Genomic DNA, 26,710 nt, shown 5'->3' on the forward strand with positions numbered 1-26,710 from the left:
TCCGGTTGCGCGAGCGCCGCGCTCAATTGCCGGCTCAGCTGCTGCAGCGCCGCGCGCCTAGGCATTGTTGGCCTGGACACCCACCCAGCCGCGCTTGATGGTGGTCATCAAGGTCGTCACTTCGTCGATCAGGGTAGGGTCGAGCTTGATGCCGGCCGTGTACAGGCGCGCCACGCAATAGTCGTACAGGCGCGCCAGGTTGACGACCACTTCGCCGCCATTGTCGAAATCGAGCGAGCTCGACAAACCGTTGATGATTTGCGTGCACTTGTCCAGGCTGATCGCCTTTTGCTCGTAGCGCTTGCCCACGATGTGCCCGCGCGCGCGCGCCAGTTCTTCCAGCAGGCCATCCGTCAGCACCAGTACCAGCTCGACCGGTGTGGCGCGGGCGGTCTGGGAGTCCAGGTTGACGGCGTGGTAGCTGCCGTAAGCTTCATTGTTCAACATTATTATCTTCTCGCTATGTTAACTGTGGCGGCGCGGCTGGCACGTCCGCCTCAGGATTTACTGTTATTAAACATGGCATCGAACATGTCGGAATTGCGCGTCATTTGCTCCTGCAATACCTGCAGGCGGGAAAACTGGTCCAGGAAACGGTTGTACGCCGTGTTGTACTGATTGGTCAGACGCTCGCTGCTCTGGGCCAGGCTTTTCTGCAACTTGTCCGTCGCCGCCAGGCGTTGGGTGATCTGGCCTTTGGTGACATTGCTCCACTGTCCCAGCACCTTGTCCAGGCCGCCGAGCACGCCGGCAGGGGCCGACAGGCTGTTATTGCCGAACAGTTTGTCCAGGCCGCCAGGATTGTCCGCCAGCTTGGCCGTCAGCTTGGCCGTATTGAGGCTGATCGTGCCGTCGCGCTGGGCGGTAATGCCATACGCCACCAGCGATACGCCATCGACATTCAGGCGCAAGGCATCGCCCATGCTCGAGCGCAGGGCGTTCAGGCCGGAGTCGTGGGCAAAGAGGCCGGCGGCGATGTCCTTCTCCGGATTACCGGGGCTGGCCAGGCCATCCATCACGCTTTTCAGCTTGTTGTAGGCGTCGACGAAGGCTTGCACATTGGCGATGGTGCCCGTGTTGTCGGTGCCGACGGTCACGGTGATCGGGCTCTCGCCAGCGCTCATGGCCTTGGTGAACGTCATTTTCACGTCGGGCACGTTGGTGAAGGTATTCGATGCCTGGGTAATCTTGGTGCCGGTGCCCTGGGCGCCCAGCCAGACGATGGCATCCTTGGGCGCCGCGATGGCTTTGATGTCGCTCTGCAGCGCCGTCTGCAGTCCCGGATCCGTCACGCTGTTGGTGTCGATCGAGACGGCATTGGCGACGCCCGTGACATTCGACGTCAGCACCAGTTGCGCCTGGTTGCCGATATTGATGACGGAAGCGGTGACGCGCGCATTATTCTTGCTGTTGCCATTGATGGCGGCGGCGATTTCCTGCGGCGTCAGGTAGGCGTCGCCATCCTTGTTGGCGGCGGCCAGGTCGATGTCGAAGGCGTTGTCGGCGGTCACGGCGGCTGCCGGGTCGCCGATGCGGATGGTCATGTTGCCGCCGTTGGCGGGCGTGGTGCTGCTCAAGCCTCCATACGAAGTCTGGCTGGCCGTGGCCAGTTGTTCGACAAAGAATGCATAGCTGCCCGGCGCCGCCTTGATGCCTGCCGTGCCCGAACCATATGCGGTATTGCTGAAAGTGGCGGACTGGCTCAGCACGGATTTGCTGGACGTCATGGACGACATGGCCAGCTGGAATGCGGAGATCGCCGATTTCAGGTTGCCCAGCGCGCTGGAGGTATTGTTGGCCAGCGCGGTCTGCGCAGCCAGGGCGGCCTGTTGCGCCGCTACCGACTTGGTCGCCAGATTTTTTGCCGTGACGATAGGATCGTATTGCGGTGCAGTAATTACGTTTGCCATGCCAGACTCCTGAATAAAGGGATATACCGGTACAAGGCGACCCCCATTCCCGTTTCGTGAAGTTTTCCTGAAAGAAACTTACACAAACCTCATTTTACCTGCCCGCGGAACCAGAATTGCGTCGCCAGCTCATCCTGCCGCTTGGCATCGACTCGGTGTTGCTCATTTGCAACATGCTTTTGTTTTTGCGTCAGCACCTGATCCAGCACCTCGCGCTTGGCCCAGGCCGTATTCAAGGCGCGTTGCGAAACGGCCATGTTGGCTTCGTGCAAATGCAAGTCGGTACGGTGCTGGTCGGCCATCTGCATGACCGCTTGCTTGAAGTTGCCGCAGTTGACGGACAGGGCCAGGGGCAGGACGCCGCTGGGGCCGCTATCCGTGTACAGGCCCGTCAGGCGCTCCAGGTTTTTCTGGTAGCGCTCGCGCACGGCCGTCTGCGCCGCCATTTCGCCTTGCAGGCGTTCCACTTCGGTGCTGCGCAGGCCGACCAGCGTGGTCAGGTTGCGGATGGTATGCGCGTCGCTCACGTATGCTCCTAGGCCATGATCTGTTCAAGTTGTTCGATGCACGGCCCCATCGGCGCCTCTTCCTTGGTGCCCTGGCACAGGAAGGCTTCGATGGGCGCGTGCAATTGCACGGCGCGGTCGGTGATCGGATCGGCGCCGGGCACGTAGGCGCCCAGCGGGATCAGGTCGCGCACGCGCGCATGGCGCGCCATCGACGCTTTCAGCGCGCGCGCTGCCTGCATGTGCGTGGGCGTGATCACCTGCGCCATGCAGCGGCTGATCGAGGCGGCGATGTCGATGGCGGGGTAGTGGCCCCGCTCGGCCAGCTCGCGCGTGAGCACGATGTGGCCGTCGAGAATCGCGCGCGCCGTGTCGACCACCGGGTCCTGCTGGTCGTCGCCTTCGGCCAGCACCGTGTAGATGGCGCTCATGCTGCCTTCCGGGTGGGCGCCATTGCCGGCGCTTTCCACCAGTTGCGGCAGGTTCGAAAACACGGATGGCGGATAGCCGCGCGTGGCCGGCGGCTCGCCCAGGGCCAGCGCCACTTCGCGCAAGGCCATCGCATAGCGCGTCAGCGAATCGACGAGCAGCAGCACGTGCTTGCCCTGGTCGCGGAAATGGGCGGCGATCGAATGGCACAGTTCGGTCGCCATGATGCGCATCAGTGGCGATTCATCGGCCGGCGCGATCACCAGCACGGCCTTCTTGAGACCTTCGGCACCGAGCGACTTTTCCACGAATTCGCGCACTTCGCGACCCCGTTCGCCGATCAGGCCGACGACGACGACATCGGCCACCGTCTGGCGCGTGATCAAGCCCAGCAGCACGCTCTTGCCCACGCCGGAGCCGGCCATCAGGCCCACGCGCTGGCCCTTGCCCAGGGTCAGCATGCTGTTGATGGCCCGCACGCCCACGTCCAGGGGCTCGACCACCGGTTGTTTCTTCAGGGGATTGATCTTTGGTGGCGTCACTTCCAGTATGTGTTCGCCGCCGAGGCGGCCCAGGTCGTCGATCGGCTCGCCCAGGCCATTGACCATGCGGCCCAGCCACGAGGGGCCGATCTGCAGGCTGGCCTTGTCGGGCAGGGGCAGGACGCGCGCGCCCGTGGTCAGGCCCGTCGCCTTCTTGAACGGCATTAAATACGACAGCTTTTCGCGAAAGCCGACGACTTGCGCATCGAGCCACTCGCCGTTCACAGTTTCAATTTGACAACGCTGGCCCGTGTGCAGGCGGCAGCCGGCGCTTTCCAGCAGCAGGCCGGAAGCGCCGACGAGGCGGCCGGTCGGTGTCGCGACCGGGATATCGCCGATCTCGAAGCTGCGCAGCGTGTCGGCGATCATGCAGGCGCGCCCTGGTCCGCGTGTTCGGCGGCCAGCGCCAGGTGGCTGCTGACTTGCTCCATGCAAGCCGACAGGCGCTGATGGCAGCCCGCGTCGACTTCATTGTCGCCCGCCTTGATGCGGCATTCGCCCGCGTCGAGGCGCGCATCGGCGATCAGGTTCCAGCGCTTGGCGCGCTTCGGATCGAGTTCGCTGATGCGTTTCAATTCTTCCGGATTGAGGAAGACGTCGATTTCCTCGCGCGTGGGCGGCATCGAGGCCAGGGTCTCGTCGACCAGGGCCAGCAATTGCACGGGCTGCAGCGCCAGTTCCGCGCGGATCACCTGGCGCGCCACCTTGGCCACCAGGTCGACCACTTCCTTGCGCTGCGCTTCGCGGTAATCGGCGCGCACTTTTTTCAGGTCGCGCAAGATCGCGTCGACGGGGCGGGCCAGGCGGTCCAGCGCCACCAGGGTTTCATTGCGGCCTTCTTCGCGGCCCTGCGCCATGCCGTCGCTGCGCCCGGCGTCGTAGCCGTCCTGCTGGCCTTGCACCAGGCCCACTTCGTAGCCGTCGCGCTGGCCCTGCTCGAAACCTTCCGAGACGGACGCCTGCCACTGGCCATCCGTGTCCTCGCTGGCGGCGCGCTGGCCGGCGGCGATGAATTGCGACAGGGGAGGGAAGCGATACGAGCGGAAGTGTTTCATTCGATCACCGCTTCGGCAAACAGCTGCACTTCGATCTCGCCCGCATCGGCGAGGCCCTTGACGGTGGCCATGATTTCCTGGCGCGTCTGTTCGATGCGCGACAGCGGCACGGGGCCGGAACGGCGCATCATGTCCTCGAAGCTTTGCGCCTGGCGGCGCGGCATGGTTTTCAGCACGGCGTCGCGGATAGCCGGTTCCGCGCCCTTGAGGGCGATGGCCCATTGTTCCATCGGCACGTCTTCCAGGATGCGCGTGAGCGTGACATCGCTCTGCGTGGCCAGGATCAGGAAGTCGTACATGCTCAGTTCGATTTCCGACACCACGTCCGGATCGTGCGCGCGCAGCAGTTCGACCAGCGCGGCGCGGTTGCCAGGCATGCGGTTGAGGATCTCGGCCGCCTGGCGGATGCCTTCCACGCTGGTGCTTTGCGTGTCGAGCGTGCCCAGGCAGCGGCCCACCAGTTCGTCGAGCTCGACCAGCAGGTCGCGGTCGATCTCGTCCAGGCGCGCCAGGTTCAGCAAGACCAGATCGCGGCCTTCGGCGGGCAGGGCATCGAGGATCTGGCCGGCCAGCGCGGGCGGCAAAAAGGCCAGGAAGACGGCCTGCATCTGCACGTGCTCGTTGACGATGTATTCGGCCAGCCATTTCGGCGAGGCCCACTGCAGGCGCGCCATTTTTGGACGGATGGCGTCGCCATAGATGTTGTTCAGGACGCTATTGGCGATATCGCTGCCCAGCGCCATGTCCAGCGAGCGCTTCAGGTAGCTGCGCGAGGCGCCATGCACGCCGCTTTGCTGGCGGTAGTCGTCGAAGAAGGTCTGCATGGCCGTTTTCACGGATTCGACCTTGATGCCGCTCATGCGCGACATCACTTGCGTGACTTCCAGCAATTCTTCACGCGACAGGCAGCGCAGCACGTTGGCGGCCTGTTCTTCGCCTATGCTCAGCAGCACGATGGCGGCCTGTTCCACGGGGTTCAGACTGGCGCTTTCGTACTCTGCACCGTCGGAGGGATTACTGTTGTTGAGTTCGGCCATTTTTCTGCATCCATTGTTTGACGACTTCGGCGACACGCTCGGGTTCTTTTTCCGCCAGGACTTTCAGGTGGTCGACCATCACGTCGACAGCCGAGCCTGGTGGCGGCAAGTCATAGTTTTCCAGCAGTGGCACGACCGGCATGTTGCCAGGCGCGGCCGCTTCGCCTTCGAGCGCCAGCCGGCTGCCGTTCACGCCCAATGCCGGCGCGCCGGCAACGGCCACGCCATTGGCGCCGGCGGCGGCGCTGCCGCCGCCCAGCGCCAGGGCCGGATCGATCTGCTTGAGTGGTGCCGGCGCCAGGCGCGAGGTCAGCAGGCGCAGCAGCGGACGCAGGATCAGGAAGTAGCCGAGCACGGCGCCCAGCGCGTACAGCAGCCAGCCGCTGAAATCGACGACGGTGTCGCGCTCTTCCCACCACTGCGCCACGGGCGGCTTGGCAGGGAAGGGCAGCGCCGTCAGGCTCAGGCTGTCGCCGCGCTGGGCATTGATGCCCAGGCCGCTGGCCAGCATCTTTTCAATATTGCCCAGTTCGGCAGGGGTCCAGCCCGTTTTCGGATTCGGTGCGGCGGCGCTGTTGAGGACGACGGCCACGCTGAGTTTTTCCAGGCGGCCACGGCTGCGCTTGATCTGCGTGATGCTGCGGTCGTACGCATACTGGCGCGTGGTGGCGTTCTTGCGGGCAGTGCCATCGTCGGACGGCTTCGGTGCGCCATCGGCGGGGGCGGCGCCGGCGGCGTCGGCCGGTGCCGGCACGGCGGCCGCTGGCGGACGGTTCGACAGGCTGCCGGGAATGCCGGCCACGGTGCGGTTGCGTTCCTGTTCTTCGCGCATCGCCTCGCTCGTCACTTTCGGGGCTTCGCCGTATTTTTCCAGCGTTTCATCGACGCGGTCGTTGTTCACGGCGGCCGTCACGCTGAGCTTGAAGTTGTCTTCGCCGATGACCGGGCCCAGCAAGCCGGTGACGTTGCGGCGGATCTCGTCCTGGAAGCGTTTCGCGCCTTCGTTGCCGGCGGCCGAAGCGTCGAAGCCGTCCGTCAGGTCGACGTGCGAGGACAGCAGGTTGCCGCCCTGGTCGACCAGGCTCACGCGCGTGGGCGCCAGGCTGGCGACGCTGCCGGCCACCATGTTGATGACGGCGGCGATCTGTTCCGGCGCCAGGGTGCGGCCCGGTTTCAGCGCCACGACGACGGAAGCCGACGACTTGTCGCCGTCGCTGGCAACGAACGACGTCGACTTGGCAATCGACAGATGGACGCGCGCCGAAGCGATCGCGTCCATCGTCATGATGCTTTGCGCCAGCTCGCCTTCCAGGCCGCGGCGGAAGCGCACGTCCTGCACGAATTGCGACACGCCCAGCGGGTCGTTCTTGTCCATCAATTCCAGGCCGGCCGGCAACTGCGCCGTCACGCCCTTCGAGGCGAGCAGCATGCGCACCTTGCCCAGCATGGCGTCGGGCACCAGCACCTGGCCGCTGTCCGGATGCAAACGGTAGGGGATGTGCTCGGCGTCGAGTGTTGCCATCATGTCCGTCACGGCCACTTTTTCGCGCGCGCCAAACACCGGCTTGTAGTTGGCCTGGTCGCGCCAGGCATACATGGTCACCATGGCGGTGATGCCGATGGCCAGCACGACGATGGGAACCAGGTTTTTCAGCAGGGCGGGCGGGATGGCGGGCTGGGCGCCAGGGCGCCAGCGCGCAAATGCGGACTTCATGGTGGTAATCACTTGGGGTAACTTTCGCTGGGAGGCTGGGCGTGGATCAGGACGTGAAGATTACAGAGGCAGTTTGATGAGTTCGTCGACGGCGCCCATGACCTTGTTGCGTACTTGCATCAACATGGAGAAGGACAGGCTCGCTTCCTGGCTGGCCAGCATGGCGCCGACCATGTCGTCGCTCTTGCCGCTGTCGACGTCGCTCATTTTCTGCGCGGCCATGCGGTCGTCGCCGTTGACCTTGCCGATGGCGTCTTTCATGCTTTGCGCAAAGGAGAAGCCCGATTGTTCCGGCGCGCCGAATTGGGCGGCGGGCATGATGCTGGCACCCAGGGCGTGCGCGTCATTGCTCAGTGCTGCCAGATCGGCCTTGATCAGACCTGCGAGTTCGTTGCTCATCTTGCCCTCTACTTTCATTATGCGGTGACGTATCAATCAGAATTACTGGTGTTGCCAATCCGGCAGTAGTGCATGTCATGCCATTCCGCCCGGCCCGATCCGCAGGGCCCATCAGTTTTATCAGTTGCCACACCATCCGCTCAAGCAGACTCAAACAAACTCAGCAAACCTGCGCCGACAGGATTTACAGGGCCATGACAATGAATATTTATCTGATAAAAGTTTCTGCTGGTGGCAATAAGAAGGGCTGAAAACTGCCATAAAAAACCGGAATCAGGTAAGCGGAATGGCGCACTGCAAATCATTATTTTGTCGCTATAAGCTTACCTCGGGGCAACTATAAAGTAAAGAGAGGATTGGCTCAAGGAATATTGATACATGGCAATATTTGGCTTTTTCATGTATTGTTCAGCACCGTAGTCATCGAGCATGCGATACGATGCGCAATCGTTTGCTTGCAGGTCTGTTGCAAGACCAAGATGATGCTGTATTTAATTTCGGGCGATCCGTATAATTTGTTCTGCCACCGCAATACGACATGACCCTCATGATAACCACTAAGACAGATCAAACTGTGCGCCATCAAGTCCTCGATTCCTGTCTGCTTGGACGTCCTGTCCATTTGCTGCATGTATTCGGCGCCCAGCTGCGCGACGACCTGGCCGTGGCCCTGCGCCAGCCGATGAGCCGTCGCTACTGGGGCAATTTCCAGATCGATGCCGTGACCTTGTCGCGCGTGGAAAACGAGGACGGCACGAACCGCTGGCTGAGTTTTTCCACGCCGGCCGGCCAGCCGGGCTTTGCGCTCGAGCGGCAGATACTCTTGAGCGTGCTGAACTATCGCTATGGTAGTGCCGGTGCCAAGGGCGCGCTGCCCGATCCGGCGCAAGTGCGCGTGACGGCCACGGAAGAGCGCTTGGCTGTGGTGCTGGGGCAACAGTTGGTGGGCAGCTTGTTTGCCCGCATCCACAAAAACCTGCAAACCCTGGGCAAGAGCAGCGACATCGACACCAGTGCCGAGGTCGCCGTGCAGTCCGGCGTGCATCCGGCACGCGGCAGCTGGGTCGTCACCGTGGCGCTCAGCGACGTCGAGGCGGGGCAGAGCGGCCAGTTCTGGTTTTCGCTGGACAAGCGCCTGATGGCCGACGTGCTGCGCGGCTTGCTGCCCGAGCGCGCGCAAGCGAAGAAAGCCTTGCGCGGCAGCGTGCGGCCGCTCGCTTCACGCCTGCAAGTGACCCTGGAAGGCCGCCTCGTCAGCAAGCAGGTGCAGCTGGGCGCCTTGTTCGACCTGCGCGTGGGCGACGTGATTCCCGTCAGCCTGAGCCGTACCGACGTCATGCTCGACGATTCCCGTTTATTTACAGCGGCTGTTTCCGAACACAAGGGCAAGCTCTGTTTAACCTCATTTGAAGATGTCGAATAATATGAATATGACCGATACCAACCAGAGCGAAACCCTGCTGGAAGACTTGGGCGATGACATGATCATCGACCAGGGCGACGTCGCCGACGTGGCCAGCACCCGCGCGCGCCGCGACATTCCGCAGATGATGCGCAAGATTCCCGTCACCCTGACCCTGGAAGTGGGCTCGGCCCGCATCTCGCTGGAAGAGTTGATGGCCATCGGCCCGGAAAGCGTGATCGAACTTGACATGCTGGCCGGCGAACCGCTGGTGATCAAGGTCAACGGCACGCCGATCGGCCGTGCCGAAGTGGTGGTGGCCGGCGAGAACTATGGCCTGAAAGTCATCGACCTCGACGGCCTCAATCTCGACCTGATGACAGCATGAAGCTGGCGGTACCCGGTTTGAGCCGGCGCCGCGGCGCGCTGGCCGCCGCGCTGGCTGTTCCCGTTCTGATGCTGTGCTGCAGCGCCGCCGGCGCGCAGGATTTGCTGTCCGGCGTGGTGCCGGGCGCGAAGACCGACTTGTCGGTGAAGATGCAGATCCTCGTCGTCATGACCCTGCTCGGGCTGCTGCCCGTGATGGTCATGATGATGACCAGCTTTACCCGCTTCGTCATCGTGCTGTCGCTGTTGCGTCAGGCCCTGGGCCTGCAGCAGGGCTTGCCCAACCGCATCGTCACGGGCATCGCCCTGATCCTCACCTTGCTGGTCATGCGTCCCATCGGCGACCAGGTGTGGAAGGAGGCGTTCGTGCCCTACGACCGCGACCAGATCGGCATGCAGGAAGCCTTGAAAATTGCCGAAGTGCCGATATCGCGCTTCATGCTGGCGCAGACGAGCAAGGCCGCGCTGGCGCAGATCGCCCACCTGGCCGGCGAGCCGTCGACGATGCGCCCGCAAGACCACAGTTTCACGGTCAAGCTGGCCGCGTTCGTGCTGTCCGAACTGAAGACGGCGTTCCAGATCGGCTGCATGCTGTTCATCCCCTTCCTCATCATCGACCTGGTGGTGGCGTCCGTGCTGATGGCCATGGGCATGATGATGCTGTCGCCGCTCGTGATTTCCTTGCCGTTCAAGCTGCTGCTGTTCGTGCTCGTCGACGGCTGGACCCTGACCGTCAACACCCTAGTTACCAGCATACAGGGCTATTAATTCATGTTTACCCCTGAAGTCGCCGTCGACCTGATCATCGAAGCACTGCATGTCGTCATGCTGCTGGTGGTGATCCTGGTCGTCCCGGGTTTGCTCATGGGCTTGCTGGTCGCGCTGGTGCAGGCGGCCACCTCGATCAATGAGCAGACCATGAGTTTCCTGCCGCGCCTGCTGGTCACCCTGCTGGCCCTGATCCTGGCCGGACGCTGGATGGCCGGTTACCTGATGGATTATTGCGTGTCCATTTTTCAGCGCGCCGCCACCCTGGTCGGATAGCACCGCGCCATGGATCAGATTTTCAATCAGGTGCTGCCGTTTCTGCTGGCCGTGTGGTGGCCGTTCTGCCGCATCCTGGCCATGCTCAGCGCCTCGCCCGTGATCGGCGACGCGATGGTGCCCGTCCCCGTGCGGGTGCTGCTGTCGCTGGTGCTGGCGATCCTGATGCTGCCCGTGATGCAGGCGTCGGGCGCCTCGCACGAATTGCTGAAGATCGATCCGTTTTCCCTGCATGCCGCCGTCGCGACCCTGGAGCAGGCCATCGTCGGCTTCGTCCTGGGCCTGGCTTTCCACTTCGCCATGTCCGTCATGTCGGTGCTCGGCTATCTGGTATCGAGCCAGGTGGGCTTTTCCATGGCCGTCATGAACGACCCGCTCAACGGCACCTCGTCGGACGTGATCTCGGGCCTGCTCACCATCATGTGCATGATCGTGTTCTTCGCCATCGACGGCCACCTCGTGCTGACGGGCGTGATCGGCGCCAGCTTCACGGCCTGGCCCGTGGGGCAGGGCTACGGCCCCATGCTGCTGCAGACGGTGGCCTACAACGTGGCGTGGATTTTCGCCGCCGCCATGCTGCTGGCCCTGCCCATCGTGTTTTCCACCATGGTGGTGCAGCTGGGCTTTGGCTTCCTGAACCGGGTGGCGCCGTCGCTGAACCTGTTTTCGCTGGGCTTTTCCATGATCACCATGTTCGGCCTGCTGATGCTGATACAGATCGTGCGCTTTATCCCGGAGCACTATGTCGCCATGACGAACCGCGTGCTCGACATGATCGCCGAACAGATGCGGGTGGCCCATGGCGGATAGCAGCACGGGCGACAAAACAGAAAAGGCGTCAGCGCAGAAGCTGAAGAAATCGCGCCAGGAAGGGCAGGTGGTGCGTTCGCGCGACCTGTCGACGGCGCTGGGCATCCTGATCAGCATGAAGGTCTTCATTTACCTGCTGCCCGGTTATCTGCTCAGCTTTCGCGCGCTGTTCGCCATGGCCTTCATGCCGCTCGACAGCAAGGGCGCGCTGGAAAATGCCATGTCGATGGCGTTTACGACGTCGGTGAGTTTGCTGATCAAGATGATCGTGCCGCTGTTCTGCGTGCCCTTGTTCGTCGTGCTCGGCTCATTGATCCCCGGCGGCTGGGTCATCAGCACGAAGAACTGGATGCCGAAGATGGAGCGCCTGAGCCCGGCCAAGAACCTGGGCCGCCTGGTGTCGCCCAAGCATGGCTTTGAATTCGGCCTGTCGATTGCCAAGGCCGTCGTGCTGGGCATGGTGCTCGTGCATGTGAGCCGCTCCAGTCTGACGCAATATGTGGATTTGCAACACCGGCCCCTGCAGCAAGCCATGCTCGATGGCTCGGCGCTGATGCTCGACGGCCTGATGGCGCTCATTTCCGTCTTCGTGCTGTTTGCCATCATCGACGTGCCGGCGCAGGCGTTTTTCTTTGCCCGCAACCAGCGCATGAGCAAGCAGGACGTCAAGGAAGAACATAAAAGCAGCGAAGGGCGGCCCGAAGTGCGCCAGCGCATCCGCCAGTTGCAGCAGCAGATCGGCCGGCGCAGCGTGCGCAAGACCGTGCCCGACGCCGACGTGGTGATCGTCAATCCCGAGCATTACGCCGTTGCATTGAAGTATGACCAGGACCGCGCCGAGGCGCCGTTCGTCGTTGCCAAGGGCGTCGACGAGATGGCGCTGTACATCCGGCAAGTGGCGAAGGAGCACCATATCGAAACGCTGGAGTTGCCGCCGCTGGCGCGCGCCATCTACAACACCAGCCAGGTGCAGCAGCAGATTCCCGTGCAGCTGTACCAGGCCGTGTCGCAGGTACTCAACTACATCTTGCAGCTGAAAGCATTCCGTACTGGGCAGCGCGCCGCCCAGCCCCCATTTCCCACCGAGGTGGTCGTGCCATCTCATTTGAGCGAGGTAGTACCTTCATGAATTTCCTGAACAGACTGGTTGCCGAAATGCGCCGCCACAAGTTCGCCACGCCGCTGTTCCTGCTGGTGATCCTGGCGATGATCATCTTGCCGCTGCCGCCCGTGCTGCTCGATATCTTGTTCACTTTCAATATCGTGCTGGCACTGATCGTCATCCTCGTCAGCGTGTCGGCGAAACGGCCGCTCGATTTCTCCGTCTTCCCGACGGTGATCCTGGCCACCACCATGCTCAGGCTGACCCTGAACGTGGCGTCGACGCGCGTGGTGCTGCTGCACGGGCACACGGGCGCGGACGCGGCCGGTAAGGTGATCGAGGCCTTCGGTAACGTGGTGATCGGCGGTAACTTCGTCGTCGGTATCGTCGTCTTCGTGATCTTGATGATCATCAACTTCGCCGTCGTCACCAAGGGCGCCGAGCGTATCTCGGAAGTGTCCGCGCGCTTTACCCTTGACGCCTTGCCGGGCAAGCAGATGGCGATCGACGCCGACCTGAACGCCGGCCTGATCAACCAGGAAAAAGCCCAGATCCGTCGCAAGGACGTGGCCGCCGAAGCGGATTTCTATGGCGCCATGGACGGCGCGTCGAAGTTCGTGCGCGGCGACGCCGTCGCCAGTATCTTGATCCTGATCATCAACATGGTTGGCGGCGTGGCCATCGGCTCGCTGATGCACGACCTGTCGTTCGGCGACGCCTTCCGCCAGTACGCACTGCTGACCATCGGCGATGGCCTGGTGGCGCAGATCCCGGCGCTGCTGCTGTCGGCCGCGGCCGCCATCCTGGTGACCCGCATCAGCGATTCGGGCGACTTCGAACAGCAAGTGGCGGGCCAGGTGCTGACCTCGCCAACGGTGATCTTCAGCGCGGCCGGCATGATGGTGGCGCTGGCCCTGATTCCAGGCATGCCGTGGTTCATGTTCATGACCTTTGCCGCCGTGCTGGCCTTTGTTGCCTGGCGTCTGACCAAGCGCGTGAAGGGACCCGATGCGGCCGGACTGGCCGCCATCGAGGCGGCCTTGCGCGACGACAAGCCGGCCGAACTCGAGTGGCAGCAGCTGCCCGCCGTGCAGCCGCTGATGGTGATGCTCGGCTACAAATTGGTGGGCATGGTGGACAAGACCCAGGGCGAACCGCTGAACAAGCGCGTCAAGGGCGTGCGCCAGAGCCTGTCCGAAGCCATGGGTTTGCTGTTGCCGAACATCGGCGTGCGCGACGACCTGGCCCTGAAACCGTCGCAGTATGCGATCGTGCTGTCGGGCACCGTGGTGGCGCAGGCGGAAGTGCAAGCCGACCGCCTGATGGCGATCCCGTCGCCGAACGTGTATGGCCAGCTCGACGGCATTCCCGGCATCGAACCGGCCTACGGCATGCCCGTCACGTGGATCGAACCGAGCGAGAAGGCGCATGCGCTGGGGCTGGGCTACCAGGTCATCGAGGCCCCCAGCGTGATCGCCACGCACTTGTCGAAGATGGTGCGCGAATACTTGCCGGAACTGTTCCGCCATGAAGACGTGTCGAACATGATGGAGCGCCTGACGGCCCTGTCGCCCAAACTCGCTGGCGCGCTGGACAAGGCGCTGACGCACACGCAGCTGCTGCGCGTGTTCCGCGTCTTGCTGACGGAAAACGTGTCCTTGAAGGATATCGTGCCCATCGCCACGACCTTGCTCGACAGCTCCGAAACGACCAAGGACCCGATCCTGCTGGCAGCCGAGGTGCGCTGCGCGCTGCGGCGCCAGATCGTCAGCGGCCTGTTTGGCCAGAAGATGGAAATGCAGGCGTTTAACCTGGGCGGCGAACTGGAAAACATGCTGCTCGGTTCGCTGAACCAGGCGCGCCAGGCGGGCAAGGTGACACTCGATAACTATCCGATCGACCCGCATCTGCTGTCGCAATTACAGGTGAACATGCCGGTGGCGCGCGAGCAGATGAAGCAGCAGGCCACGCCGCCGCTGCTGCTCGTGCTGCCGCAGATCCGTCCGCTGCTGGCCCGCTATGCGCGCCTGTTTGCGCCGGGATTGCACGTGTTGTCGTACAACGAAATCCCGGAAAACCGCGAAGTGAGCATCATCGGCACGGTGGGCTAAAATGAAAAACGGCGCTGCGGGCGCCGTTTTTTTGTGTTGCGTCAATCCAGCCGTATCAATTCTGTTGGGTCAATCCTGCTCGTCGATGGGCGGCAGCAGCTCGTGTTCCTGGCCGTCGGCCAGCAGCAGCACGGCGCCGCCTGGCGCCGTGTCTTCCTCGTCGCCATAGTCGTAACCGAACGGCGCCGCCACTTCCTTCGAGGCGATGATCTCTTCTTCCGGCTCGGCCGCGGGTGCCGCGGGCGCATCGGGATCGGCCGCCACTTCCGCTTCCGGCTGCGTCAGCAGCAGGGCCACTTCGGCCATGGCGCGGAACAGGGGCAGCGACAGCGCGGCGGCGCCCGCCTGCATCGGGTAGTTGCCGTGCACGCGCTGCGCATGCAGCTGGCGGTTCAGGCGGCAGCGCACGACGCGCAGGCCGGCGCGCCGCACGGCGTCGGCGATCTCGGGCAGGGCCAGGCGCAAATGGCGTTGCGCGGCTTCCTCGTCGGCGGCCAGTTCCAGCAGCACGCCGTCGCCCGATGGCTCCATCTGGATCACGACCCGGCCGATGCCGATGATGATCAGTTCGACGCGCAGCGCCACCTTGCCGCGCCGCCTGGGCGTTGCTTCTTCATCCTCGTCGCTGGCCAGCACGCGCAGCAGCAGGCGCTGGCCGCCCCAGCCATAGACGGCAAAGCGCCACGCTTCGCTGTCGACCGTCAAGGGCGGACGGGCGCCTTCGCGCAGCAATGCCGGTTGCTGTTCGGCCATGAACAGGCTGCCCGGCACGTGCTGGCCGCGCGCCTGTTCCTGCAGGGCCGCATATTGCTCGCCATACGTGCGCACCATCACGCGCCACGAGGCGGCCAGCTGCGCCGCGTCGGGCGGCTGCCAGACCAGCTGGCGCGTGAAGAACAGCTGGTTGACCTGCATGGCGCTGCTATCGCGCGGCATGGCGCCGCCCGCACCATCGGCATTGGGCTTGATGAGGGACGCCAGGCCGTCCTGTCCCTGCTGCAGCTGGGCGGGCAGGGTGCCGGCGTCGGGCGCGGGCGCCATGTAGGGGCCGATGGGCACGAGCGGCTGGACTACGCCAGGCACCATCGGCGTTGCGGGGCTGACGTCGAAGCGCTGGGTAATCAGGGGCACCGGGTTGCCCGATGCAATGCGGTCTATCGCCATGCCGTTGCTTCCTGCTGGTACCTATTCATTCGATCCGCCATCGCGTCCTGCCGGTAATTATTGTAGTAAAGAAAGAATCAGCTTGCTCATGCTCTGGCTTTGCTTGAGCATGGCCGCGCTTGCTTGCATCAGCATTTGCGCCGACGTCATGTTGGCGCTTTCGGCCGCGTAATCGACATCCATGATGCGGCCGATGGCGGCTTTGGTGTTGGTGACCATGTTCGACAGGTTATTGTAGACGTGGCCGAGCCGGTTCGCGGTGGCGCCCAGGGCCGAGCGCACGCTGCCGACCTTGTCGACGGCCGCCGCCAGCAGGTCGATCATGCCGTTGGCGCTGCTGTTGCTGGCAAACTCGCTGCCGGCTGTGGCGCCTGGCGCGAAATTGACGGAGATCGCCTGCAGCGCAGTATTGAGCGTGCCCATGTCGGCCGCCACGCTGAACTGCATGGTTTCGCTGCCGGTGGCGCCGATCTGGAACGTCATCGCTTGCGACAAGGTACCCATGCCGGCGCTGCCGTTGCCCAGCAATAAAGTGCCGCCATAGCGGGTGTTCGTCATGACGTTGTACAGCTCGGCGCCCAGCGCATCGTATTCGCCCTGCATGGCGTCGCGGTCCTTCTGGTTCGACGAGGCGTCCGCCGCCTGGGTGGCCAGGTCCTTCATGCGCACGAGCATGGCGGTGACTTCGCCAAACGCGCCTTCGGCCGTCTGCAGCAGGGAAGTGCTGTTTTGCGTGTTGCGCATGGCCACCGCCATGCCGCTGGTCTGGGCGCTGAGCCTGGTGGCGATCTGCAAGCCGGCCGCGTCGTCCATGGCCGAGTTGATGCGAAAGCCCGTGGAGAGGCGCGTCATCGACGTCGACAGCATTTGCTGTGCCCAGCCCATGGCCCGCTGGGCAGACAGTGCGGCAGTATTGGTATGAATGCTCAGCACGCGGCGGCTCCAGTAAGCGGTTGTTCGGTGTTCTACCTTGTATAGGCGACTATGCCGGCAACATCGTTAAACGTGATGGCAATTTAGTTCAATATGCGGGAAATGCCAGGCACTGCAGACGAAAAAAAAGCCAGACCGGAGTCTGGCTTCGAGAGACTGGCCGCGAGCGGCCAAGTCCATATTATTGCAGCAGGGACATGACCATCGAGGACATGCTGTTGCTTTGTTTCAGCATCGCGGTGCCAGCTTGCAGCAGCATTTGCGACGACGTCATGTTCGAGCTTTCGGTCGCGAAGTCGGTGTCCATGATGCGGCCGGTAGCGGCCTTGGTGTTGGTGGCGATGTTCGACAAGTTGGTGTTGACGTGGTCCAGACGGTTGGCCGTCGCGCCCAGTGCCGAACGCACGGTGCTGACGCTATCGATGGCGGTAGCCAGCAGGCCGATGCTGGCGTTGGCGCTGGAGGTCAGTTCCGTCGCGCCTGCCGCAGCGGCACTGGAAAAGTTTTTGCTCAAGCCGCCCAGGGCGGTATTCAGCGAGGCCAGGTTGGTCGATACGTCGAAGCTCATCTTCTCGGTCGAGCTTGCGCCGATCTGGAAGGTCATCGAGGTCGACAGGGTGCCTTTGTTTGCGCCGCTGCCGTCGCCCAGCAGTGCGGTGCCGCCGAACGTGGTGTTGGTCATCACGTTATACAATTCCTGGCCCAGTGCATTGTACTCTGCTTGCATGGCGGTCTTGTCGGCGCCGGTCGACGAAGCATCGGCTGCCTGGGTTGCCAAATCCTTCATGCGCACCAGCATGTTGGTCACTTCGGCGAACGCGCCTTCGGCCGTTTGCAGCAGCGAGGTGCTGTTTTGCGTGTTGTTCATCGCAACGGTCATGCCGCTGGTTTGTGCTTTCAGGCGGGTGGCGATCTGCAGGCCGGCAGCGTCGTCCATGGCCGAATTGATGCGGAAGCCGGTGCTCAGGCGCGTCATCGAAGTCGACAGTTTGGATTGGGTGTTCGTGATCGAATTTTGTGCCGACAGGGAGGCAGCGTTGGTGTGAAGGCTCAGCATGGTGTCATTCCTAATTGGGTGGTTGCGGTGAGGAGCGACTTGTAGCTGCTCCTATCAGTACAAGACGACCGTGCCGCCACCTTAATTAAATGCTTTAAGGAAATTTTTGAAAATAAATCGTATTTATTGTTCCGCCGGTTCGTCCGGCTCGCCTTGCGGCATGCTTGCGCAAGCCGCGCGCGAAAAAAAAGCCAGACCGGAGTCTGGCTTCGAGAGACTGGCCGCGAGCGGCCAAGTCCATATTATTGCAGCAGGGACATGACCATCGAGGACATGCTGTTGCTTTGTTTCAGCATCGCGGTGCCAGCTTGCAGCAGCATTTGCGACGACGTCATGTTCGAGCTTTCGGTGGCGAAGTCGGTGTCCATGATGCGGCCGGTAGCGGCTTTGGTGTTGGTGGCGATGTTCGACAAGTTGGTGTTGACGTGGTCCAGACGGTTGGCCGTCGCGCCCAGTGCCGAACGCACGGTGCTGACGCTGTCGATGGCGGTAGCCAGCAGGCCGATGCTGGCGTTGGCATTGGAGGTCAGTTCCGTTGCGCCTGCCGCAGCGGCGTTGGAGAAGTTCTTGCTCAGGGTGCCAAGAGCAGTATTCAGTGCGCTCAGATTGCTGGACACGTCGAAGGTCATCGTTTCGGTCGAGCTGGCACCGATCTGGAAAGTCATCGAGGTCGACAGGGTGCCGTCAGCTGCGGTGGCGCCTTTGCCCAGCAGCGGGGTGCCGCCGAACGTGGTGTTGGTCATCACATTGTACAGCTCCTGGCCCAGTGCATTGTACTCTGCTTGCATGGCGGTCTTGTCGGCGCCGGTCGACGAAGCATCGGCTGCCTGGGTTGCCAAATCCTTCATGCGCACCAGCATGTTGGTCACTTCAGCGAACGCACCTTCGGCCGTTTGCAGCATCGAGGTGCTGTTTTGCGTGTTGTTCATCGCAACGGTCATGCCGCTGGTTTGTGCTTTCAGGCGGGTGGCGATTTGCAGGCCGGCAGCGTCGTCCATGGCCGAATTGATGCGGAAGCCGGTGCTCAGGCGCGTCATCGAAGTCGACAGTTTGGATTGGGTATTCGAGATCGAATTTTGTGCCGACAGGGAAGCAGCGTTGGTGTGAAGACTCAGCATGGTGTCATTCCTAATTGGGTGGTTACGGTGAGGAGCGACGGTTTATCTGCTCCTACCTGTACAAGACGACCATTCCTTTTGCTTTATTAAATGCCGTGTGGAAATTTATTTTTTGTCTGAGTGGCAAGCTAGTTCAGTCCGCCACGCCGCCATGTTCCGCTTCCCATTGTCTGCGGCTGCTTTTCTGGATGTCGATGACCCGCAAGGCCTTCGCTTCGTCGGCGCACAAATCTTCCAGAAACATGGCGTTATTGTTGCGTACCCATTCCAGCGGCATTTCCCACCATGCCAGCTCCAGCAGCGCGGCACGGACTTTTTCCGTGAAGCGGTAACGGATCAGGCGCGCCGGCGAGCCCGCATAAATGCCATAGGGTTCCGAACGGAAATTTGGAGGCAGCAGCGAGCGGGCGCCGATGATGCAGCCGTTTTCGATCACGCTGCCGCCCAGCACCATCACTTCGTCGCCGATCCACACGTCGTTCTTGATCACCGTGTCGGCATACTGTGGCGGATGCGTATTTTTCAATCCGCCGCCGAGGATCGACAGCATGTACGTCGAGATCGTGCGCATCTCGTGCTGGCCATTGAGGATGAAACTCAGGCGCGAGCCGCCGGCCACATAACGTCCCACGCACAGGCTTTGCTGTCCGCTGTCATATTTCACGAGCGAGCCGACGCCGAAACAGGAAGCGCGCCCGATGTAGAAGTGGCCGTTTTCCGGCTCCTGGTCCAGCCAGTCGCGGAAAAATTGATGGGGCAGGGTGCTGATGGCGCCATCCGCGTAGCTTAGTACCGTGAATTGCGCCGACCAGGCATGGTTCTCCGCCACGCCAGAGAAATTGGTTTCGGTGGAAATATGCATCAGGCGATGTTCCGTATTAATTCTTGTTGCAGCGCTGGGGCGGCGATCATGGCGATAATGGTGTCCACGGTTGCCATCTCCAGATCCGGGTAGATGGGCAGGCAGATCACTTGCGATGACGCCAGCCGCGCCACGGGCAGGTTGGCGTGCGCCGCGGACGGCATGCCGCGGTACATGGGGAAGTCGCTGATGAGCGGGTAAAAATAGCGGCGCGCATAGATATCCTGGTCGCGCAGCAGCTGGAACAGGGCGTCGCGCGACAGCGGGTAGCCTGGGCCGACCAGGATGGGAAAATACGCATTGTTGGCGGCTTCGGCATCCCCTTGCTGCACGCAGGTAATGCCATTGATGCCGGCCAGCTGCTGGCGGTAATGGGCATCGATCGCCTTGCGTTTCTGGCGCGCGCCGTCGATGCCCTTGAGTTGCAGCAAGCCGAAGGCGGCATTGATCTCGCTCATCTTGCCATTGATGCCGGCGGCCACGACCGTAACTTCATCGACGAAGCCGAAGTTTTTCAGATGGTCGATGCGTTGCTTGGTCTTGGCGTCGGGACAGACGATGGCGCCGCCTTCGAAGGTGTTGAAGATCTTGGTGGCGTGAAAGCTGATCACGGAAAGGTCGCCGTGATTGAGCACGCTGCCGCCCCGATGGCGCACGCCGAACGCATGCGCCGCATCGTAGATCACCTTCAGGTTGTAGTTGTCGGCAATTTTCTCGATGGCTTCGATGTCGCATGGCCGGCCATAGCAATGCACGGGCATGATGGCGGTGGTCTGCGGCGTGATGGCCGCCTCGATTTTGCCCGGGTCGAGGTTCAGGCTGTGCGGCTCGATGTCGGCAAAGACGGGCTTGATGTTGTTCCACAGCAGCGAATGGGCGGTGGCGACAAACGAATAAGGCGTCGTGATCACTTCGCCATTGATGCGCAGCGCCTGCAGGGCCGTCATCAAGGCCAAGGTGCCATTGGCGAACAGGCAGATGTGTTTCACGCCCAGGTAGTCGCACAGCGCCTGTTCCAGCTGCTGGTGGAACGGGCCGCCATTGGTCAGGATCTTGTTGTTCCAGATCGTCTCCAGGTACGGCAGGAAATCTTCCAGCGGCGGCAGCAGCGGCTGGGTCACATAGACTGGTTTGTTTTTTTGAGCGCTCATCATAATCCGATCGGCGGGTTGGGCACGGCCACGGGTGCTTCGAATGAGACGGGCGGCAAGCCTTCGCACCAGCGCTGCCAGACGATGCGTAAGCCGTTTTCCAAACCTTCCGTGATCAGCTTGGGTTTGCCCAGGACGGAGCGTTCCAGGCGGTGCCGCATGCTGAAGCGGTAGGCGCCCAGCAACATGGGGTTGGCTGCCATGGCCACGCTCTTGCGCACGAGATCGTCTTCGTCGGTAGCGATGAAGTCATCGAGTTCGACCTGGCGCATGATCATGTTGCCTGCGCGGCTAGGCATGGTCGGGCCGGCCGTCGTGAGCGTGGGCACGCCCATCCACAGCGCATGCAGGGTCGTCGTGCTGCCGCAATACGGGAAGGCATCGAGGCAGATGTCGATGCGGTGATGGATGGCCATGAATTGGGCCATGCCTGTGCGTCCTTCGAAGGTCAGGCGCTCCGGTGCAATGCCTTCTTCCGCAAACCAGGCCGCCAGTTGCGGCGGCGCTTCCGATTTCGGCATGGCCGCCACGATCATTTTGGCATCGGGGATGGCGCGCAGCACCCGGGCCCAGCGCGCGATGACCTGGCGATTGATTTTATTGGTGCGGTTGAAGCTGCCAAACGTGATGTAGCCGTTTGTCAATATGGGTGCGGGCTGGATGCTGGGTGCCACCTTGGAAGGCAGGAATGGCACGCAGGCGGGGAGCAGCAACAGTTTCTCGGAGAACTGGTCGCCCAATGCCTCCGGTGGCGTAAAGAACTTATCGCCCAGATAATAATCGATCGATTGCAGCCCTGTCGTGAGGGGATAGCCGATCCAGCTTGCCTGGACAGGGGCGGGCCTGGCGGCAAACATGAGCAGCCGATTCTTGCCCGTGTGGCCGGACAAATCGATCAGGATGTCGATGCCATCGTCGCGTATCATCTGGCCCAGGTCCGGATCGGACAGGCGCTCTACCTGGCGCCAGTGGGGAATGACTTCCCGCAGGCGTTCCGTGATATCGTCGTTTTGCGGATTGTTGTGGTAGGCATACAGTGACAATTTGGCGCCATCGGCGATATTTTCCAGTATCGGAATGAGGAAGTGCGGCACCGGATGGTTGTGCAGGTCGCCCGATACAAAGCCGACTTTCAAGATGCGCAGCGGGTCGCGGATGTTGCTGTGCCCCGCATGTCCTTGCGCGATATGCGTTTCAAAGGTGGCGCTGAAGCGTTGATGCTCCGCAAAGAGTTGCTGGGGATTGATGTCGGTGCTATGCGACAACAGAAACAGGTAGTTGCTGAACAGGGTTTCCCACAGCGGGCAGACGGCCAGGCCCTTGCGGCATGCTTCAATGGCTTCTTCTATCCTGCCGATGTTGCTGAAAGTGGCGCTGATGTTGACGTAGGCGTCACGATAGTCGGGATTGATTTCCACTGTCTTGTGATAGCATTCCAGCGCCAGCAAAGGCTCGTTCATGAGCACGTAGCAATTGCCGAGCGCAAAGTGAGCGCGATCGAATGTGGGGTCTATATCGAGCGCGGCCAGATAAGTCTGCTTTGCCAGTTCAAATTGATTCTGTGCCTGCTGTTTCGACCCCAGGTTACATAGTGCCGAAGTGCTTTTTGGGTTCAATTCCAACGCACGTGCGTAGGCGGCGGTCGCTTCGTCGAACGCCTTCAATTCTTGCAACACAACCCCGACATTGTTATGCGTTTCACTATTGTCCGGTTCGTACTCAAGTGCGTTGCGGTATGATGTTACGGCTTTCTCGAAGCGCTTGATGGAATTGTAGTAGTCGCCCAGATGTCTGTGTATTGCGGCGTTCTCAGGCGCTATATCGATGGCCTGTTGAAAGTACTTCAGCGCATTATCCCTGTCCCCGGCAGCTCCGTAGGCGATGGCGAGCTGGGCGTTGATTTGTGCATCGTCTGGTTGCAGGTGATACGCACGCGTACAGTACTCGATGGCTGCCGCGTAGTTTTTCTGTTTGCATTGAAGTAAGCCCAGATTGCTTAGCGCCTGGGGGAAATCGCCATCGAGCGCGATTGCCTGTTCATATGCGGCGATGGCTTCCTCAGCCTTCCCCAGCCACTGAAGCGCGCGTCCCATGTTATTGTGCAGCTTGGCGTCGTCTGCATGCAAAATGATGCCAGACTGGCAAATTTTCACCGCACTCTCGTACTCTTCAGCCTCATGCAGCGCCGCAGCCAAGTTGGCATGCGCCGCCGTGGTGTGGGGCGCCAGCTGCAGCACGGCGCGGTAGCTGACAATGGCCGCTTGCCATTGCTTCAGGTCTAGCTGCGCGTTGCCCAGATTCAGATAAATTTCCGCGTCGCCCGGCAGCAGGGCCAGCGCGCTTTGATAGCAGGCGATGGCTTCCGCGCTGCGCTGCATGGCTTGCAGTGTATTGCCGAGATTGAAATGGCCTTTGGCGTAATCGGGACGCAGCGCCAGGGCTCGCCTGTATGCCTGTTCGGCCTGTTCCAGTTTGCCTTGCGCCTGCAGTGCCGCCGCCAGGTTGCCGTGCGCCTCGACAAAGTCCGGATTCAATTCCAGTGCGCGGGAATAGCTGTCGATTGCCTGGTCGTACATGCCCCGTTCCTGCCATGCCGTGCCCAGGTTGCCATGCGCTTCGGCATCGTTTGGCGCCAATTGCACGGTTTTTTGCAGTGCCTCGAAGGCATCCTTGCCCTGTAATTGCAAGGCGGTGCCCAGCACGCTCCAGGCAAAATCGGAATCGGGATAGCGCTGCGTCAGGGCGCGGCTGGCCGCTTCGAGTTCCGCATGGTGGCCGGCCTGATACAGCTCAATGACGTGGTGGGTTTCCTGCGCTGTTGGCGTGCTGGCGATGGCCGTCTCGATACGGCTGCGCAAGCTTTGCGACTGTTCGTTGTCGAGACCGCGCGCGATGGCCGCCGTGACGATCTCCAGCGCCTGTTCGCGTTCGCCCGCCTTGAGCAAGCCATCCGCATATGACAGCCAGAACTGGCCTTCATCGGGATTGACCGACAGCGCCTTGTGCAGGTATGGCAAGCCCGCCTGGTATTGCCCCACCTGTCCCGCCAATAAACCCATATTGTGGTTGGCGATGGCGTGATACGGCTGCGCCTGCAAAATCGCCAGGTAAAGCGCTTCCGCCTCGGCATAACGGCCAGCCTGGTGTTCGGTGATTGCCTGCTGCAATTCGGCGTCGAGGGGCACTGCGGGAAGGGCGTTTGCGTTCATGGGCGGGCGGAAGTTGAAGTATTTAGCAGAGGGAATTGTAACTGGTGGAAGTGCCTCTGAGAAACTTTCCAGGTGGAATTTATCCAGGAATGCTGTCGCAATGCAAACTTGGTGTTGCTGGCAGGTCAAAGCGTGGGGAAAAGTGGCTGTTTTAAAAACCTTGCCGCCGGCTGGACGGGATATCTAGCGCCGGGCTGCTGGTATGATGCCTGGGATTGGCGCCGTCCTTGCGGGATGGCCGCTGCCCGGTATCGTTCACTTTTCAGCTCAGATATGCAAAACATTTTAATCATTGGCTCATCCGGCCACGCGAAGGTCGTCATCGACGTCGTCGAACGGCAGGGGCTCTTTCGTATCGCCGGCTTGATCGATGCGTTCCGGACGGTGGGCGAGGAAACCTCGGGTTATCGCGTCCTGGGCGCCGAGTCCGATCTGCCGGCCTTGGTGGAGCAGCTGGCCGTGGCAGGAGTGCTGGTGGCCATCGGCGATAACTTCGTGCGGGCAAGCGTGACAGCCCGCGTGGCGGCGCTGTGCCCGCAACTGCCATTCGTCAGCGCCGTGCATCCGCAGGCAAGTGTCGCCAGGACCGTGCGCATCGGCGCGGGCAGCGTGGTGATGGCGGGGGCGGTGATCAATCCCGGCAGCGACGTCGGGCACGGTTGTATCGTCAATACGCGTGCCTCGCTCGATCACGATTCCGTGATGGAAGCATTTTCCAGCTTGGCGCCTGCTGCCGCGACGGGCGGCGGCTGCTTCATCGGCACGTGCAGCGCCCTGGGGATGGGCGCCTTGCTGCTGCAGCGCGTGCGCATAGGCAGTCACTGCGTGGTCGGTGCCGGTGCCGTCGTGACACGGCCCGTGGCCGACCTGTGCGTCAGTTATGGTACGCCGGCAAAAACGATACGCAGCCGGGTGGCCAGCGACAAGTATCTGTAAGGGGATGGCCGCCGCTGCGGAGCAGCGCTACCGCTGCGGCATGCCCCCAAACGGGATTACATATTCGGATAGTTCGGCCCGCCGCCGCCTTCCGGCGTGACCCACACGATGTTCTGCGTCGGGTCCTTGATGTCGCAGGTCTTGCAGTGCACGCAGTTCTGCGCATTGATCTGCAGGCGTTCGGCGCCGTCGTCGTTCTTCACGAACTCGTACACGCCGGCGGGACAGTAACGCGCTTCCGGACCCGCATACGTGGCCAGGTTGACGTCGACGGGCACGCTGGCGTTCTTTAACGTCAGGTGGATGGGCTGGTCTTCCGCGTGGTTCGTGTTCGAGATGAACACGGACGACATCTTGTCGAAGGTCAGCTTGCCATCGGGTTTCGGATACACGATGGGTTTCGACTGTGCCGCCGGTTTCAGGCATTCGTGGTCGCCGTGCGAGTGGTGCAGGGTCCACGGCGCCTTGCCGCGGAAGATCAGCTGGTCGATGCCCGTCATCAGGCTGCCCAGGTACAGGCCTTTCGACAGCCATGGCTTGACGTTGCGCGCCACGTGCAGTTCTTCATGCAGCCAGGATTGTTCGAAGGCGACAGGGTAGCTCGTCAGTTCGTCGTGCTGGCGCTGTTCGCCCAGCGCGCCGAAGGCCGCGTCCGCCGCCAGCATGCCGCTCTTGATGGCCGCGTGGCTGCCCTTGATGCGGCTCATGTTCAAAAAGCCCGCATCGCAGCCGATCAGCGCGCCGCCGGCAAACACCAGTTTCGGCAACGATTGCAGGCCGCCGGCCGCGATCGCGCGCGCGCCGTACGAGATGCGCTTGCCGCCTTCGAAGAACTTGCGGATTTCCGGATGCGTCTTATAGCGCTGGAATTCCTCGTACGGCGACAGGTAGGGGTTTTCGTAGTTCAGCCCAACCACGTAGCCGACCATCACCTGGTTGTTTTCCAAGTGGTACAGGAAGGAGCCGCCATAGGTTTTCGTGTCCAGCGGCCAGCCGCTCGAGTGGATCACCAGGCCCGGCTTGTGCTGGGCCGGGTCGATTTCCCACAATTCCTTGATGCCGATGCCGTACGATTGCGGGTCCTTGCCGGCGTTCAAGTCATACTTGGCCATCAATTGCTTGCCCAGGTGGCCGCGCGCGCCTTCGGCGAACAGGGTGTACTTGGCGTGCAATTCCATGCCCAGCTGGAAGTCGGGACCCGGTTCGCCGTCGCGCTTGACGCCCATGTTGCCGGTCGCCACGCCTTTCACGGAGCCGTCGTCGTTATAGAGGATTTCCGCGGCAGGGAAGCCCGGGAAGATTTCCACGCCCAGGTTTTCCGCCTGCTGGCCCATCCAGCGCACCACATTGCCCAGCGAGACGATGTAGTTGCCATGGTTTTCAAAGCAGGCCGGCACGGCGAAGCCTGGGGTTTTATACGCCTTCGTTTCGGTCAGGAACAGGATGCGGTCTTCCGTCACTTCCGTGTTCAGGGGCGCGCCCAGTTCTTTCCAGTTCGGGATCAGTTCCGTGAGCGCTTTCGGGTCCATGATGGCGCCCGACAGGATGTGCGCACCCAGTTCGCCGCCTTTTTCCAGCACGCAGACGGACACTTCCTGGCTCTTTTCAGCGGCCAGCTGCTTCAGGCGGATCGCGGCCGCCAGGCCTGCGGGGCCGCCGCCCACGATGACCACGTCATACTCCATGGTCTCGCGCGGTCCGTACTGTTCAACTAAGTTATTAGGCTGTGTCATGGTCTCGATTGTTAGTCACTAAATGGGTGGGGGATGAATCTTCGAATAAATTTAAGCACGAGTGTGCTTGTTTTTGGCGAGGATTGCAACTTTGGCGCC

At 61.9% G+C, this 26,710-nt stretch carries 24 protein-coding genes; 8 read left to right on the plus strand and 16 right to left on the minus strand.

The window, feature by feature from the left end:
* Positions 1–57 precede the first annotated feature (57 nt).
* The 8 genes from fliS to CLU90_RS02490 form a co-directional block, all read right to left on the minus strand.
* On the minus strand, positions 58–447 hold the full coding sequence (gene fliS / locus CLU90_RS02455) for a flagellar export chaperone FliS (protein WP_034757830.1): 390 nt from the start codon (positions 445–447) through the stop codon (positions 58–60).
* 50 nt (positions 448–497) lie between these two features.
* A complete protein-coding gene (gene fliD, locus CLU90_RS02460; protein WP_092715692.1) occupies positions 498–1,910 on the minus strand; it encodes a flagellar filament capping protein FliD in 1,413 nt (470 codons plus the stop codon).
* An 89-nt stretch (positions 1,911–1,999) separates the two neighbouring features.
* Positions 2,000–2,437: a flagellar export protein FliJ gene (locus CLU90_RS02465; RefSeq protein WP_100427094.1), complete on the minus strand. Its 438-nt coding sequence runs from the start codon at positions 2,435–2,437 to the stop codon at positions 2,000–2,002.
* Between the two features lie 8 nt (positions 2,438–2,445).
* On the minus strand, positions 2,446–3,756 hold the full coding sequence (gene fliI, locus CLU90_RS02470; protein WP_100427095.1) for a flagellar protein export ATPase FliI: 1,311 nt from the start codon (positions 3,754–3,756) through the stop codon (positions 2,446–2,448).
* A complete protein-coding gene (gene fliH / locus CLU90_RS02475) occupies positions 3,753–4,442 on the minus strand; it encodes a flagellar assembly protein FliH (RefSeq protein ID WP_076569647.1) in 690 nt (229 codons plus the stop codon). The genes fliI and fliH overlap by 4 nt, the downstream gene beginning before the upstream one ends.
* Positions 4,439–5,479, minus strand: coding sequence for a flagellar motor switch protein FliG (locus CLU90_RS02480; RefSeq protein WP_100427096.1), 1,041 nt, complete (start codon positions 5,477–5,479; stop codon positions 4,439–4,441). Before CLU90_RS02480 ends, fliH begins: the two co-directional genes overlap by 4 nt.
* Entirely contained in the window at positions 5,457–7,193 is a 1,737-nt protein-coding gene (gene fliF / locus CLU90_RS02485) for a flagellar basal-body MS-ring/collar protein FliF (RefSeq protein WP_100427097.1), read from the minus strand. Before fliF ends, CLU90_RS02480 begins: the two co-directional genes overlap by 23 nt.
* A gap of 60 nt (positions 7,194–7,253) precedes the next feature.
* Positions 7,254–7,592: a flagellar hook-basal body complex protein FliE gene (locus CLU90_RS02490; protein WP_092715684.1), complete on the minus strand. Its 339-nt coding sequence runs from the start codon at positions 7,590–7,592 to the stop codon at positions 7,254–7,256.
* A gap of 574 nt (positions 7,593–8,166) precedes the next feature.
* Between CLU90_RS02490 and CLU90_RS02500 the strand changes: the two genes are divergently transcribed.
* Genes CLU90_RS02500 through CLU90_RS02530 form a run of 7 tightly spaced genes read left to right on the plus strand, consistent with a single transcriptional unit; the run spans position 8,167 to position 14,448 of the window.
* Entirely contained in the window at positions 8,167–9,015 is an 849-nt protein-coding gene (locus CLU90_RS02500) for a FliM/FliN family flagellar motor switch protein (RefSeq protein ID WP_332870856.1), read from the plus strand.
* 1 nt (position 9,016) lies between these two features.
* Positions 9,017–9,382, plus strand: a complete 366-nt coding sequence (locus CLU90_RS02505) for a FliM/FliN family flagellar motor switch protein (protein WP_070220030.1) — start codon at positions 9,017–9,019, stop codon at positions 9,380–9,382.
* Positions 9,379–10,149 (plus strand): flagellar type III secretion system pore protein FliP, encoded by a 771-nt coding sequence (fliP, locus tag CLU90_RS02510; protein ID WP_092715676.1) that lies wholly within the window; start codon positions 9,379–9,381, stop codon positions 10,147–10,149. Before CLU90_RS02505 ends, fliP begins: the two co-directional genes overlap by 4 nt.
* 3 nt (positions 10,150–10,152) lie before the next feature.
* Complete coding sequence (locus CLU90_RS02515) at positions 10,153–10,425, plus strand: flagellar biosynthetic protein FliQ (RefSeq protein WP_034757874.1); 273 nt, start codon at positions 10,153–10,155, stop codon at positions 10,423–10,425.
* A 9-nt stretch (positions 10,426–10,434) separates the two neighbouring features.
* Positions 10,435–11,235: a flagellar biosynthetic protein FliR gene (locus tag CLU90_RS02520; protein WP_092715674.1), complete on the plus strand. Its 801-nt coding sequence runs from the start codon at positions 10,435–10,437 to the stop codon at positions 11,233–11,235.
* Entirely contained in the window at positions 11,225–12,364 is a 1,140-nt protein-coding gene (flhB, locus tag CLU90_RS02525) for a flagellar type III secretion system protein FlhB (RefSeq protein ID WP_100427099.1), read from the plus strand. The genes CLU90_RS02520 and flhB overlap by 11 nt, the downstream gene beginning before the upstream one ends.
* On the plus strand, positions 12,361–14,448 hold the full coding sequence (locus CLU90_RS02530; RefSeq protein ID WP_100427100.1) for a flagellar biosynthesis protein FlhA: 2,088 nt from the start codon (positions 12,361–12,363) through the stop codon (positions 14,446–14,448). The genes flhB and CLU90_RS02530 overlap by 4 nt, the downstream gene beginning before the upstream one ends.
* A 69-nt stretch (positions 14,449–14,517) precedes the next feature.
* Here the strand turns inward: CLU90_RS02530 and CLU90_RS02535 are convergent, their stop codons facing one another.
* The 7 genes from CLU90_RS02535 to CLU90_RS02565 form a co-directional block, all read right to left on the minus strand.
* The gene (locus tag CLU90_RS02535; RefSeq protein WP_100427101.1) at positions 14,518–15,612 is read right to left on the minus strand and encodes a hypothetical protein; all 1,095 of its coding nucleotides are present in this window, start codon (positions 15,610–15,612) and stop codon (positions 14,518–14,520) included.
* A 57-nt stretch (positions 15,613–15,669) separates the two neighbouring features.
* Entirely contained in the window at positions 15,670–16,545 is an 876-nt protein-coding gene (locus tag CLU90_RS02540) for a flagellin N-terminal helical domain-containing protein (RefSeq protein WP_100427102.1), read from the minus strand.
* 181 nt (positions 16,546–16,726) lie between these two features.
* Positions 16,727–17,602 carry a flagellin N-terminal helical domain-containing protein gene (locus tag CLU90_RS02545; RefSeq protein WP_100427103.1) on the minus strand — a complete coding sequence of 292 codons (876 nt, stop codon included), beginning with the start codon at positions 17,600–17,602 and terminating at the stop codon, positions 16,727–16,729.
* A 242-nt stretch (positions 17,603–17,844) separates the two neighbouring features.
* Positions 17,845–18,720: a flagellin N-terminal helical domain-containing protein gene (locus tag CLU90_RS02550; RefSeq protein WP_100427104.1), complete on the minus strand. Its 876-nt coding sequence runs from the start codon at positions 18,718–18,720 to the stop codon at positions 17,845–17,847.
* A gap of 133 nt (positions 18,721–18,853) precedes the next feature.
* Positions 18,854–19,582, minus strand: a complete 729-nt coding sequence (locus CLU90_RS02555; RefSeq protein ID WP_100427105.1) for an acetyltransferase — start codon at positions 19,580–19,582, stop codon at positions 18,854–18,856.
* Positions 19,582–20,736 carry a DegT/DnrJ/EryC1/StrS family aminotransferase gene (locus CLU90_RS02560; protein WP_092715661.1) on the minus strand — a complete coding sequence of 385 codons (1,155 nt, stop codon included), beginning with the start codon at positions 20,734–20,736 and terminating at the stop codon, positions 19,582–19,584. The genes CLU90_RS02555 and CLU90_RS02560 overlap by 1 nt, the downstream gene beginning before the upstream one ends.
* Complete coding sequence (locus CLU90_RS02565; protein ID WP_100427106.1) at positions 20,733–23,942, minus strand: tetratricopeptide repeat protein; 3,210 nt, start codon at positions 23,940–23,942, stop codon at positions 20,733–20,735. Before CLU90_RS02565 ends, CLU90_RS02560 begins: the two co-directional genes overlap by 4 nt.
* Positions 23,943–24,215: 273 nt before the next feature.
* Between CLU90_RS02565 and CLU90_RS02570 the strand changes: the two genes are divergently transcribed.
* On the plus strand, positions 24,216–24,878 hold the full coding sequence (locus CLU90_RS02570) for an acetyltransferase (protein WP_100427107.1): 663 nt from the start codon (positions 24,216–24,218) through the stop codon (positions 24,876–24,878).
* A gap of 56 nt (positions 24,879–24,934) precedes the next feature.
* On the opposite strand, the gene CLU90_RS02575 is transcribed toward CLU90_RS02570, so the two are convergent.
* Positions 24,935–26,611, minus strand: coding sequence for an electron transfer flavoprotein-ubiquinone oxidoreductase (locus CLU90_RS02575; protein ID WP_175539358.1), 1,677 nt, complete (start codon positions 26,609–26,611; stop codon positions 24,935–24,937).
* Positions 26,612–26,710 lie beyond the last annotated feature (99 nt).

The organism is Janthinobacterium sp. 67 (assembly GCF_002797895.1).
Classification (GTDB): domain Bacteria; phylum Pseudomonadota; class Gammaproteobacteria; order Burkholderiales; family Burkholderiaceae_D; genus Janthinobacterium.